12 protein-coding genes are annotated in these 12,647 nt (G+C 67.7%); 5 read left to right on the top strand and 7 right to left on the bottom strand.

Annotated elements, in window-relative coordinates; all coding sequences use genetic code 11:
- Nucleotides 1–6 precede the first annotated feature (6 nt).
- From acs to rpsA, 5 genes are all read right to left on the bottom strand, one after another.
- Entirely contained in the window at nucleotides 7–1,998 is a 1,992-nt protein-coding gene (acs, locus tag ACWGJP_RS09980) for an acetate--CoA ligase (protein WP_452329640.1), read from the bottom strand.
- A complete protein-coding gene (locus ACWGJP_RS09975) occupies nucleotides 1,995–2,804 on the bottom strand; it encodes an ABC transporter permease (RefSeq protein ID WP_452330362.1) in 810 nt (269 codons plus the stop codon). Before ACWGJP_RS09975 ends, acs begins: the two co-directional genes overlap by 4 nt.
- Nucleotides 2,805–2,857: 53 nt before the next feature.
- A complete protein-coding gene (locus ACWGJP_RS09970; protein WP_452329639.1) occupies nucleotides 2,858–3,892 on the bottom strand; it encodes an aliphatic sulfonate ABC transporter substrate-binding protein in 1,035 nt (344 codons plus the stop codon).
- Entirely contained in the window at nucleotides 3,889–4,740 is an 852-nt protein-coding gene (locus ACWGJP_RS09965) for an ABC transporter ATP-binding protein (RefSeq protein WP_452329638.1), read from the bottom strand. Before ACWGJP_RS09965 ends, ACWGJP_RS09970 begins: the two co-directional genes overlap by 4 nt.
- A 150-nt stretch (nucleotides 4,741–4,890) precedes the next feature.
- Nucleotides 4,891–6,348 (bottom strand): 30S ribosomal protein S1, encoded by a 1,458-nt coding sequence (rpsA, locus tag ACWGJP_RS09960; RefSeq protein ID WP_452329637.1) that lies wholly within the window; start codon nucleotides 6,346–6,348, stop codon nucleotides 4,891–4,893.
- Nucleotides 6,349–6,558: 210 nt separating this feature from the next.
- On the opposite strand from rpsA, the gene ACWGJP_RS09955 reads away from it, so the two are divergent.
- The 3 genes from ACWGJP_RS09955 (at nucleotide 6,559) to ACWGJP_RS09945 (ending at nucleotide 8,870) form a co-directional block, all read left to right on the top strand.
- On the top strand, nucleotides 6,559–7,098 hold the full coding sequence (locus ACWGJP_RS09955) for a hypothetical protein (RefSeq protein WP_452329636.1): 540 nt from the start codon (nucleotides 6,559–6,561) through the stop codon (nucleotides 7,096–7,098).
- A 110-nt stretch (nucleotides 7,099–7,208) separates the two neighbouring features.
- Entirely contained in the window at nucleotides 7,209–7,919 is a 711-nt protein-coding gene (locus ACWGJP_RS09950; RefSeq protein WP_452329635.1) for a PKD domain-containing protein, read from the top strand.
- Between the two features lie 30 nt (nucleotides 7,920–7,949).
- Nucleotides 7,950–8,870 carry a 5'-3' exonuclease gene (locus ACWGJP_RS09945; RefSeq protein ID WP_452329634.1) on the top strand — a complete coding sequence of 307 codons (921 nt, stop codon included), beginning with the start codon at nucleotides 7,950–7,952 and terminating at the stop codon, nucleotides 8,868–8,870.
- Between the two features lie 30 nt (nucleotides 8,871–8,900).
- Here the strand turns inward: ACWGJP_RS09945 and ACWGJP_RS09940 are convergent, their stop codons facing one another.
- Together ACWGJP_RS09940 and trpD are read right to left on the bottom strand one after the other, a co-directional pair.
- Nucleotides 8,901–9,887 (bottom strand): PHP domain-containing protein, encoded by a 987-nt coding sequence (locus ACWGJP_RS09940; RefSeq protein ID WP_452329633.1) that lies wholly within the window; start codon nucleotides 9,885–9,887, stop codon nucleotides 8,901–8,903.
- Nucleotides 9,888–9,893: 6 nt separating this feature from the next.
- Nucleotides 9,894–10,958, bottom strand: coding sequence for an anthranilate phosphoribosyltransferase (gene trpD / locus ACWGJP_RS09935; protein WP_452329632.1), 1,065 nt, complete (start codon nucleotides 10,956–10,958; stop codon nucleotides 9,894–9,896).
- Nucleotides 10,959–11,139: 181 nt separating this feature from the next.
- On the opposite strand from trpD, the gene ctaE reads away from it, so the two are divergent.
- Both ctaE and qcrC read left to right on the top strand, forming a co-directional pair.
- A complete protein-coding gene (gene ctaE, locus ACWGJP_RS09930; protein WP_452329631.1) occupies nucleotides 11,140–11,793 on the top strand; it encodes an aa3-type cytochrome oxidase subunit III in 654 nt (217 codons plus the stop codon).
- Between the two features lie 20 nt (nucleotides 11,794–11,813).
- On the top strand, nucleotides 11,814–12,647 hold the full coding sequence (gene qcrC, locus ACWGJP_RS09925) for a cytochrome bc1 complex diheme cytochrome c subunit (protein WP_452329630.1): 834 nt from the start codon (nucleotides 11,814–11,816) through the stop codon (nucleotides 12,645–12,647).

The following is a 12,647-nucleotide window of genomic DNA, read 5'->3' as shown; positions in this document are numbered from 1 at the left end:
TGTCCTTCACTGTGCCGAGGCCAGCACCGACGCGATCGCGTCGACGGCCTCGGGGTTCTGCAACGATGTCGTGTCGCCGAGCGGCCCCGGTTCGCGACCCGCTCTGCGATCCTGTTCAGCCTCCCACAGCTGCGCGAGCAGGCGACGCATGATCTTCCCGGACCGGGTCTTGGGGAGGTCGGGGACGATATAGACGTGCTTGGGCTTGGCCACGGGACCGATCTCGACGGCGACCTGCTCCCGCAGCGCGGCAACGGAGGGCTCCCCCGTGCCGGAGGCGATGACGAAGGCGGCGACGGCCTGCCCCGTGACGGGATCCGCAACACCGGCCGTGCCTGCTTCCCCGACCGCATCGTGCGCGACGAGGGCGGACTCGATCTCGATCGTCGACAGACGGTGTCCGGACACGTTCACCACGTCGTCCAGGCGCCCGAGGATCCAGATGCAGCCGTCCGCATCGCGCGTCGCGCCGTCACCGGCGACGTAGTACCCGCCGAATTCGCCGTGCCCGGCGTAGGCCGCCCAGTACGAGTCGCGGTAGCGTTGGGGGTTCCCCCAGATCGTCCTCGCCATTCCCGGCCAGGGCCTGCGGACCACGAGGGTGCCAGAGCGTCCCGGAGCGACCTCGTCGCCGTTCTCGTCGACGACGGCGGCATCGATGCCGGGCAGCGGCACCGTCGCAGACCCCGGCTTCAGCGTCGTCACACCCGGCAGCGGTGCGATCATCGCAGCCCCCGTCTCGGACTGCCACCAGGTGTCGACCACGGGCACCTCGTCACGGCCGTAGTTGCGCCGGAACCACACCCAGGCCTCGGGATTGATCGCCTCGCCGACCGTGCCCAGCAGACGGATGCGGGAGAGGTCGTGACCTGCGGGAAGGTCGGGACCGAACCACGTCATGAAAGTCCGGATGAGCGTGGGCGCGGTGTAGTAGACCGTCACGCCGTAGCGTTCGATGATCTCCAAATGGCGCGTGCGGCTCGGGGTGTCCGGCGTGCCCTCGTAGATGACCTGGGTGAGCCCGTTGGACAGCGGCCCGTACAGCTCATAGGTGTGTGCTGTGACCCACGCGAGGTCGGCTGTGCACCAGTGCACGTCGCTGTCCTTGGCGTCGAAGTGCGCCCAGTGCGCCCAGCTCGCGTGTGCGAGATAGCCGCCGGACGTGTGCACGAGTCCCTTGGGCTTCCCGGTCGTCCCCGAGGTGTAGATGATGAACAGCGGATGCTCGGCGTCGAACGCCTCGGGCACGTGAGTCGTGTCGGCTGTGTCGACGACGTCGTGCCACCAGTGATCGCGCCCCGCTGTCCACGGCACGTCCTGGCCGGTGCGACGGACGACGAGCACGTGCTCGAGATCCGGCAGCTCGGCGGCAGCGCGGTCGGCCTGGGATTTCACCTCGACGGCGCGTCCGCGGCGGAACTGGCCATCGGAGGTCACGAGCAGCTTCGCGCCGGTGTCCTCGAGCCGGAAGCGCACCGCCTCCGCCGAGAATCCTCCGAAGACGAGGGAGTGCACCGCACCGATGCGCGCGCATGCGAGAGCGATGACGACCGTCTCGATGAGTACGGGAAGGTAGACGACGACGCGGTCGCCCGGCTCGATGCCGAGAGCGAGCAGCCCGTTCGCGGCCTGAGACACGCGACGCTGCAGATCGGCGTACGTGACACCGATCCGGTCACCGGGCTCGCCTTCGAAATGCAGCGCGATCCTGTCGCCTCGGCCCTGCTCGACGTGCCGGTCGACGCAGTTGTATGCGACGTTGAGTCGTCCGCCGAGGAACCAGCGCGCGGCAGGAATCGCCCCGTCCACCGGGGGCTCCCACTCGTGCACGGTCTGCCACGGCTCCGCCCAATCCAGCCGTTCGGCGGCGGCGGCCCAGAAGGCGATCGGATCGGCGGCAGCCCGTTCATATGCCTCGGCCGTGACATTGGCCTGGGCGGCGAACTCCGCCGAGGGCGGGTAGACCCGGTTCTCGACGAGTCGCGCCTCCTCGGTCATGCCCACCTCTTCAGGAGATACTTCTCGGTCAGCGCGAGGATCGCATTGGTGATGGCACCGAGAACCGCCAGCAGGATGATAGTCAGCAGGATCCGGTCGACCCTGCCGTTCTGCTGCGAGTCGTTGAGGAGATAGCCGAGGCCCATCGAGGAGGCGATGAGTTCGGCGGCGACGAGGAAGAGCCAGGCCTGCGCGAGGGCGAGGCGGAGCCCGGACACCACGGAGGGCACGACCGCCGGCAGCTGCACGGTGCGGAAGAGATCCCAGCCGCGCAGACTGAACGATCGGCCGGCCTCCACGAGATGGGGGTCCACATGCCGAAGCGCCGCCGCCACCGCCGTGTAGACCGGGAAGAACGCTCCGATGGCGATGAGCGTCACCTTGGACTCCTCGCCGATCTGCATCCACAGGATGAGCAAGGGCACCCAGGCGAGCGACGGCACGGCGCGGACGGCGGCCAGCGAAGGGCTGAGCAGGACGTCGCCGATCCGCGAGAGACCCACGACCGCGGCGGCCGCGAGGCCGATGACGGCGCCGATCGCGAAGCCGAGCAGCACCCGCTGCACGGAGATCGCGATGTGGGTGGCCAGCTGGCCGCTCTCGGCGAGCTCGACGCCCGCGGCGATGACGGCAGCGGGTGCGGGCAGTCGATAGGCGGGTACGAGACCGGTCGTCGTGACGAGCTGCCACGCGACGATGATCACCGCCGGCAGCAGCAGCCCGCCGACGATGCGCACCGTCGGACGGCTCCAGAGATCCCGCCTGGCCTGCTCCGCCTGCCGACCGCGGCCGGCAGCGACGTCGATCGTGTCCTGCGTCACCGCAGGAACCACCACCCGCTGGTCCGGGATCGGTGCGCTCACTCTGCTGCGACCGCCTTCTCGGCGAACTCGGGGTTGATGATCTCCTCGAGCGCCGCGTCGACGGCATCCTGACCGCCCTGGACATCACCGGACTCGGCGATGACGGGCGCGATCTTCTCCAGCACGGCGAGCTGGTCGTCACCAGGGATGCCGCTGACATCGAGGTTGGAGCGCTCGGTGATCACGGTGGTGGCGACGGCGATGTCGATGCCGGCGACCTCGGCCAGCAGAGCTGCGGTCTCCTCGGGGTTCTCCAGCGCCCAGGTGCGAGCCTGTTCGTAGGCGTCGACGACCGCCTGGGCGAGATCGGGGTGCTCGGTGATGAACTCCTCGGTGGCGTTGAGGAATCCGTAGGTGTTGAAGTCGACGTTGCGGTAGATCAGCTGGTCGCCGGATTCCACCTCGGCGGCGGCCATGATCGGGTCGAGGCCCGCCCAGGCGTCGACCGATCCGCCATCGAGCGCTGCCCTCCCGTCGGCGTGCTGAAGGTTCTGCACCTCGACGTCGTCGACGCTGAGGCCCGCCTCCTCCAATGCCTGCAGCAGGAAGAAGTAGGGGTCGGTGCCCTTGGTCGCCGCGACGGAGGCCCCGGCCAGGTCTTCGACGGAGGTGATGGCGCTGTCCGGACCGACGACGATCGCCGACCATTCCGGCTGCGAGTAGATGTCGATGACCTGGATCGGCGATCCGTTGGCGCGCGCCAGGAGTGCGGCCGAGCCTGCCGTGGACCCGACGTCGACGGACCCGGAGCGCAGCAGCTCGTTGGCCTTGTTCGATCCGGCCGACTGGACCCATTCGACGGTGACGGAGTCGCCGAGGATGTCCTCGAGGAGCCCCTGATCGCGGACGACGAGGCTGAGCGGGTTGTAGGTGGCGAAGTCGACGGTGACGGTGTCGGCTGACCACTCCCCCGATGCATCCGAAGCGGGCTCGGCGGGTGCGTTCTCGCCGGCGACGCAGCCGGCGGAGACGAGCATGACGGTCGCAGCGAGGGCGATCGTCGGCACGGCACGTCGGGCGAAGGTGTTCATCGGGTCTCCTCGGAGGGGATTCGGTGGTGGATGTCGACGCCGAGTCCCTCGAGGAGCTCGGCGCGGAGGTCGGCGAGATCGCGGTCTGCGCGGTCGCGGGGTCTGGCCCCCGGCACCTCGACGATGCGGGCGATGGACGCCGCGGCATCCCCGTCGGAGGCGAGGGAACGCAGCAGCAGCACACGGTCCGCGAGATAGAGCGCTTCCTCGACGTCGTGAGTGACGAGCACGATCGTCGTCGGCTCCGCGGCGTGGATGTCGAGGAGGAGGTCCTGCATGCGCAGGCGGGTGAGCGCATCGAGCGCTCCGAAGGGCTCGTCCAGCAGCAGGACACCTGGGTTGCGGGCCAGTGCCCGCGCGAGCGAGGCGCGTTGCGCCATACCGCCGGACACTTCTCTCGGACGCTGATCAGCGGCGTGCGAGAGTCCGACGAGTTCGAGAAGCTCGCCCACGCGCGCAGCACGGTCTCGACGGGGTGTGCGGCGGGGAAGGCCGAGCTCGACGTTCTGTGCGAGAGTCCGCCACGGCATCAGGCGCGGCTCCTGGAAGGCGACCGCCGTGCGGGGATCCGTATCCGCGACAGCCGTGCCGTCGAGGAGGATCTCTCCGTGCGTGGGCGCGTCGAGACCGGCGATCAATCGCAGCAGCGTCGACTTCCCGCATCCCGAAGGACCGACGACGGCGACGATCTCGCCGGGAACGAGTTCGATGTCCACATCGCGCAGCACGGGACGAGATCCATCAGCGAGCGGAAAGGTCCGATCGACCCTCTCGATGCGCACCGCATTCGCCGCACTGACGTCGACGGGCGCGGAGACGGCGCGGTCGGAGGTGAGCGTGGAGAACATACCCCTATCGTGGCGATCCGTGCGGAATGTTACGAATCCGGCCGTAATGTCCGGTCACATGAGCACGGAGGATGCCGGACGGAGATCTTCGCCCGATACGCGGAACGGGCCGCCACCCGAAGGTGACGACCCGTTCCGATGAGGCGATGCTTACGCGTTGCCGCCCGAGAGCTTCTCGCGCAGAGCCGCGAGAGCCTCGTCGTCGGCCAGCGTGCCCGCACCGGCGGACTCGCTGGAGAACGTCTGACCGGCGGCGAAGTCGTCGCCGGCTGCAGCCTCGGCCTCGGCCGCCTTGGCGACCGCGACCTTGTGAGCCTCCCAGCGAGCCTGCGCCGCTGCGTACTCCTGCTCCCAAGCCTCGCGCTGAGCGTCGAAGCCTTCCTTCCAGGCACCCGTCTCGGGGTCGAAGCCCTCGGGGTACTTGTACTCGCCGTTCTCGTCGTACTCCGCGACCATGCCGTACAGGGCCGGGTCGAACTCGGTGCCGAACGGGTCGACGGACTCGTTGGCCTGCTTGAGGGACAGCGAGATGCGGCGACGCTCGAGGTCGATGTCGATGACCTTGACGAAGACCTCTTCGCCGACGGAGACGACCTGCTCGGCCAGCTCGACGTGCTTGCTGGAGAGCTCGGAGATGTGGACGAGGCCCTCGATGCCGTCTGCGACGCGGACGAACGCACCGAACGGAACGAGCTTCGTGACCTTACCCGGAGCGATCTGACCGATCGCGTGGGTGCGGGCGAAGACCTGCCACGGGTCCTCCTGCGTCGCCTTCAGCGACAGGGAGACGCGCTCGCGGTCGAGGTCGACCTCGAGGATCTCGACGGTGACCTCCTGGCCGACCTCGACGACCTCGGAGGCGTGCTCGATGTGCTTCCAGGACAGCTCGGAGACGTGCACGAGGCCGTCCACGCCGCCCAGGTCGACGAATGCACCGAAGTTGACGATCGAGGAGACGACACCCTTGCGGACCTGACCCTTGTGCAGGTTGTTGAGGAACGTCGTGCGCGACTCGGACTGCGTCTGCTCGAGCAGCGCGCGGCGGCTCAGGACGACGTTGTTGCGGTTCTTGTCGAGCTCGAGGATCTTCGCCTCGATCTCCTGGCCGAGGTACGGCGTGAGGTCGCGGACGCGGCGCAGCTCGATGAGCGAGGCCGGGAGGAAGCCGCGGAGGCCGATGTCGACGATGAGGCCACCCTTGACGACCTCGATGACGGTGCCGGTGACGACGCCGTCGTTCTCCTTGATCTTCTCGACGTCTCCCCAGGCGCGCTCGTACTGCGCACGCTTCTTGGAGAGGATGAGGCGACCTTCCTTGTCCTCCTTCTGGAGGACGAGGGCCTCGACCTCGTCGCCGACCTTGACGACCTCGTTCGGGTCGACGTCGTGCTTGATGGAGAGCTCGCGCGAGGGGATGACGCCCTCGGTCTTGTAACCGACGTCCAGCAGAACCTCGTCGCGGTCGATCTTGACGATCGTGCCCTCGATGATGTCGCCGTCGTTGAAGAACTTCAGGGTCTTCTCGACCGCGGCCAGGAAGTCCTCGGCAGATCCGATGTCGTTGATCGCGACCTGCTTGGTGGCCGGGGCGGTCGTTGCGGTAGTCATGTAGTGGGTTGTCCTTGTTGAATGGGAACTCGGGCTCCCGACGCCGTGCGGACACGGTTCAACCGCCGGAAGCAGATGGATTGTGGTTGCGTGCCACCTGGGCATGCAGGAGCACGCCACGAGTGACACTTCAGATTACCAGAGAAACGCCCGGATCGCTCCTGTGGATAACTCCTGCCGACCGGACCGTGATCGCGTTACCGTGTGCGGGTGGAGATCTCGCGTACTCGGCTCACCCGGACGGCATCGCTCGGGCTCGTCGCCCTGCTCGCCGGCGGGATGCTCGGATGCTCGCCCGAGCCCGATCCGGAGCCGACTCCCACCGCCGCATTCGCCTCGGAGGAAGAGGCCTTCGCGAAGGCTGAGGAGGTGTATCGGGCCTACATCGCGGCCGAAGACGCACGCCATTCTGATGAGGCAGCAGACCCGCGCTTGTTCCTCACTGGGCGAGCCCTCGAAGAGGATACACAAGCGCAAGAGACGCTCCGCGAAAATGGCGTCCATCTAGCCGGAGCGACGCGCATCGCGGCTTTCGTTGGTCAGGAGGCCAGAATCGACGACAGAGTTGGGACAATCGTGGTCGCCGCTTGCCTGGATGTCAGCCTGTCGCGTGTGCTTGACGAGACCGGCGCAGATGTGACTCCCCCAAGCAGAGAGGATCTATGGCCTCTTGAAGTCGTATTCGCAGGCAACCGGAACGAGTTGCTCATCGCATCATCCGACACAGGAGACCCCGCAACATGCTCGTGAGCATATTGATTCTTGGCACCGCGATGCTCTTGACTCCCACGTCATCGTCGGGATGCACCGTCAGCGAGGTCAGAGCGGGACTCTGTTCAGTCGGAGATGGTGATACCGCCGTGACGATCAGCGACAGCCAGACCGATCCCGGATCCCCCGGCTCTCCTGGCTCCCCCGGTACGTCGGTGCCTGTCGACCGCTGGGGCGATCCGATCCAAGGCCCGTTCGGTCAGACGGGCGAAGACTTCGACCGCGACAAATGCCTGATCGACTGGAACGCGCACATCGGCTGCTTCCTCGCCGACGAGGTGGAACCAGGCGAGCCCACTGAGGACACTCCCTCCATCCCCGCGGTCACGATCGACGACCTCGCGCAGTTCACTCCCGACGGGCCCCGCATCGCAGGAGAGCCGGACAACGTCGGCGTCGCGGGGCTCCCGACGAATTTTGTCGCGTCCGCCACGGTTCAGACGGTGAGTGGAACGTTGCTCGGATACCCGATCGAGGTGCGGTTCACCCCCGTGGGATACGACTGGGACTTCGGCGATGGCGAATCGGAGTCCACGTCGGAGGCCGGCCGCAGCTGGGAGTCGCTGGGTCAGGCCGCGTTCACTCCGACGCCGACAAGCCACACCTACACGGAACGCGGCGACTACACCGCGAGCGTCGACGTGCGCTACTCGGCCGAGATCGACCTTGGCATCGGCTGGTTTCCGATCCCCGGCGAGGTGACCGCAGCGGGGCCCACCCAGTCCATCCGGATCTTCGAGGCGCACACCGCACTCGTCGCCCACACCTGCGAGCAGGCTCCCGCCTCACCGGGCTGCTGACCGACCGCTCCCCTGTGCCAAGCTGGGCACATGAGCGACCGGCTGATGCTTCTCGACACCGCATCCCTCTACTTCCGAGCCTTCTACGGCGTGCCGGACAAGGTCACCGCACCCGACGGCTCCCCCATCAACGCCGCACGCGGGCTTCTCGACATGATCGCGAAGCTGGTCAGCACATATCAGCCGACGCACATCGTCGCCTGCTGGGACGACGACTGGCGCCCGCAGTGGCGCGTCGACCTCATTCCCAGCTACAAGGCGCACCGCGTCGTCGAGGTCGTCACAGGTGGCGCGGACGTCGAAGAGGTGCCGGATCCCCTGGAAGCCCAGATCCCGCTCATCCGAGCCGAGCTCGCCACCCTCGGCATCCCCGTCGTCGGCGTCGCCGAGCATGAGGCCGACGATGTGATCGGCACACTCGCCACGCGCTCCACGATCCCGGTCGACATCGTCACCGGCGATCGCGACCTGTTCCAGCTCGTCGACGATGCGCGCGACATCCGCGTGATCTACACCGCGCGCGGGATGAGCAATCTGGATGTCGTGACCGAGTCCTTCGTCGCCGCCAAGTACGGAGTGCTCCCCCAGCAGTATGCCGACTTCGCCACGCTCCGCGGAGACGCCTCCGACGGCCTTCCTGGGGTGGCAGGCATCGGCGAGAAGACGGCAGCCACGCTGCTGCGGGAGCACGGCGACCTGCACGGCATCCGGGCCGCGGCCAGGGAGGGCGTCGGTATGTCGGCGGGCGTCGCCGCCAAGATCATCGCCGCCGAGGCATACCTCGACGTCGCGCCCACGGTCGTCCGCGTCGCCTGCGATCTCGACATCGCTCCCCCTGCAGAGCCTGTGCGCGCCTTGGACGCCTCGCAGGTGGATGCTGCATCCGCTCTGGCGGAGCAGTGGAATCTCGGCACCTCGATGAGCCGCGCCGTCGCCGCACTAGATCGCTGACCCCTGAGCCGGGCGGGTCAGCCACCCTGCTCACTCCGCCCAGGCGAGCAATCGATCGACACCCCACGTCGTCACGATCCGCTCGGCCGGGACGCCTGCCGCCTCCGCACGCTGCGCACCATGATCGAGCAGTGAAAGCTGACCGGGCGCATGCGCATCGGAGTCCAGCGCGAAGAGGCATCCTTCGGCCAAGGCGATCGCGATGAGCTCCTCCGGCGGATCCTGACGCTCTGGACGCGCATTGATCTCCACGGCGACGCCCGACTCCGCACAGGCCGCGAAGACCGCATGCGCGTCGAAGACGGATGCCGGCCGCGTCCCGCGCTCCCCCTGGACGAGCCTTCCCGTGCAGTGCCCGAGGACGTTCACCTTGCCACTGGAGACGGCGGCGACCATGCGTCTCGTCATCGGCCCCGATTCCATCCGCAGCCGGGAGTGCACCGACGCGACGACGATGTCCAGGTCACCCAACAGCTCCGCATCCTGATCGAGCGAGCCGTCCTCCAGGATGTCCACCTCGATGCCAGCGAGGACGCGGAGGCCATCCCCGGAAGCCGCCCGCACGAGGGGGATCTGCTCGCGTAGCCGCTCCGCCGACAAACCTCTGGCCACGCGTAGACGCGGCGAGTGATCCGTGATCGCCAGATACTCGTGTCCGAGGGCGCGCGCCGCATCCACCATCACGTCGATCGGGGTCGTGCCGTCTGACCAGTCGGTGTGGGCATGCAGATCACCGCGGAGGCGTCCGCGCAGTGCCGATACGAGCTCAGGCTCGACGACCCCGCGCAGCTCCAGGAGATATCCGGGGGTCTCCCCCGCCTGCGCTTGGCGGATTACCTCGAACGTCGAGTCACCGATCCCCTTCGTCGCCCGCAGCCTGACCGGGTCCCGCCGCACGTCCTCGGACAGCGACTGGAAGGTCGCCGCCGCCTGGCGGAACGCCTTGGCCCGGTATCGGGAGGCGCGCTCGCGCTCCAGGAGACCGGCGATCTCGAGCAGAGCGGCGACAGGATCCATGGCGTCTCAGACGGTGGCGAGCTCGCGGGAGACGGCGACCCACTCGTCGAGCTTCGCCGCTGCACGTCCGTCGTCGATGGCGGCCGCTGCGGCATCCATCGCGACGCGAAGACGCTCCAGGATCGGCGTCTGCGCTTGTGTCGCGTCCTGGGACAGCTCGAAGGCGACGATCCCCGCTGCGGCGTTCAGCAGCACGATGTCCCGGACCGCCCCTTTCTCCCCGGCGAGCGTGCGACGCAGGATCTCCGCATTGTGCTGGGGCGAGCCACCGATGAGATCGGCGAGATCCGCGAGGGGGATGCCCAGGTCTCGAGGATCGAGATCGTGCTCGTGGACGTCGCCGCGCGACACCTCCCAGATCCGGCTGTGGCCGGTCGTGGTGAGCTCGTCGAGACCGTCGTCGCCTCGGAACACGAGCGCCGTCGCCCCGCGCGTGCGGAACACGCCCGTGATGAGCGGGATGAGCTCGGCGCGCGCCACGCCGACGGCGTTCGCCTCCGCCCTCGCCGGGTTGCAGAGCGGCCCGAGCATGTTGAACACAGTCGGCACGCCCAATTGCGAACGCACGGCGCCGGCGTGCTTGAAACCGGGGTGGAAAGCGGCGGCCCACGCGAACGTGATCCCCGTCCGATCCAGTACGGCGGCGACCGATGCAGGATCCAGCGAGAGCTCGAGGCCGAGAGCGCCGAGCACGTCGGAGGATCCGGAGGCCGAGCTCGCCGCACGGTTGCCGTGCTTGACCACAGGAACCCCCGTCGCCCCGATGACGACCGCCGCGGTCGTGGAGACGTTCACCGTGCCGATCCGGTCGCCGCCGGTCCCGACGATGTCGAGCACGTTCGGCGAGACCGGAAGCGGGACCGCGGCCTCGAGGATCGCGTCTCGGAAGCCGACGACCTCGTCGATCGTCTCTCCCTTCGCACGGAGTGCGACGAGGAAACCGGCGAGTTGAGCCTCGGTGACGTCGCCGTTCATGACCTGGCGCATCGCCCACGTCGACTCCCAGACACTGAGATCCCGCCGCTCCAGCAGCGTCGTGAGCACATCGGACCAGGTCAGGGAATCAGCCATGTGTGCGATCCTATCGGCGCGCAGAATTCCTCCAGAAGGATCCGACGTCGGCTCCAGGCCACGTTTCCCGCGAGTTCACCGCGAATTCGCAGGCGTTTCTTAGGTTCCCCTAAGTGCCGAGACAGCGAAACGGGGGCCGCCGGTGCAAGAATCACCCTCGCAGATCGGCCATAATGGAGGGGTGACGACCTCAGCGACGTATGCCCCGGCTGCCCGAACGATCAAGCGGCCCAACCCGGTAGCTGTCGGCACCATCGTGTGGCTCGGCAGCGAGGTGATGTTCTTCGCAGGACTCTTCGCGATCTACTTCACCCTCCGCAGCACCTCTGGCGAACTGTGGGACGACCGCACCGCCCTGCTCAACGTGCCCTTCGCGGCCGTGAACACGGCGATCCTGGTGCTGTCCTCGGTGACCTGCCAGATGGGTGTGTTCGCCGCTGAGGACCTCCAGCCCTACCGGCTCCCCAAGGGCCAGCTCAATCTCGCCGGCCGTCGCCGCCTGTTCGGCTGGGGAATGGTCGAGTGGTTCTGGCTCACCTTCGCGCTCGGCGCGATCTTCGTCTCCGGCCAGGTCTGGGAGTACGCCACGCTCGTCGCCGAAGGCATGCCGATCAGCGCCGACTCCTACGCCTCCGCGTTCTACCTGACCACCGGCTTCCACGCACTGCACGTCACGGGCGGTCTGGTCGCGTTCCTGCTCGTCATGGGCCGCGCGTTCGCCGTGAAGAACTTCACCCACAAGGAGGCGACGTCCTCGATCGTCGTCTCGTACTACTGGCACTTCGTCGATGTCGTCTGGATCGTGCTGTTCCTCGTCATCTACTTCCTGAAATAAGAGCGGAGCTGATCCCTGAGATGGCACGAGAGAAGAAGCGCCGTTCGAACGGCCGCCGCAGCCCCTTCGCGGCAATGGCACTCATCGGAGCAGGCCTGCTGATCACCGGCGGCGTCTACGCCGGAGCATCCGCCGCCTTCGGTGCGACCGAGACGCAGACCGTCGCATCGTCGAACCTCACGGTCGACGATGGCGAGAAGCTCTTCCAGGCGAACTGCGCGACCTGCCACGGCCTGGACATGCAGGGCACCGACAACGGTCCCAGCCTGATCGGCGTCGGAGAGCTGGCCACCGAGTTCCAGCTGGCGACCGGTCGCATGCCGCTGCAGATGCAGGGTCCGCAGGCCCCGCAGAAGCCGGTGCAGTTCACCGAGGACCAGATCCAGGCGATCTCCTCCTACGTGCAGTCCGTGGCCCCCGGCCCGACGTACCCGGAGTCGTGGATCACGGATGGTGAGGCCAACCCGCACAACGCCGACGACGAGGGGGCTGACGTCGCCAGGGGCGCGGAGCTCTTCCGTGTCAACTGCGCGATGTGCCACAACGTCGCCGCCGCCGGTGGAGCGCTCACCGAGGGCAAGTACGCCCCCGCACTGACGTCGACCAGCGCGCTGCACATGTACGCCGCCATGGTCACCGGCCCCCAGAACATGCCCGTGTTCGGCGACATGAACCTGTCGGCCGAGGACAAGCGGGACATCATCGCCGCCCTCGTCTTCCAGCAGGACGCCGTGCAGGTCGGCGGCGCATCGCTCGGCTCGCTCGGACCGGTCTCCGAGGGCCTGTTCGTCTGGATCTTCGGGATCGGCGCACTCGTCGCCATCACCGTGTGGATCACGGCGAAGTCCAACTGA

It is taken from the genome of Microbacterium sp. NPDC055903 (assembly GCF_053615555.1).
The sequence above is the reverse complement of the archived record's forward strand: the minus strand, read 5'-3'. Positions and strand labels throughout refer to the sequence as shown.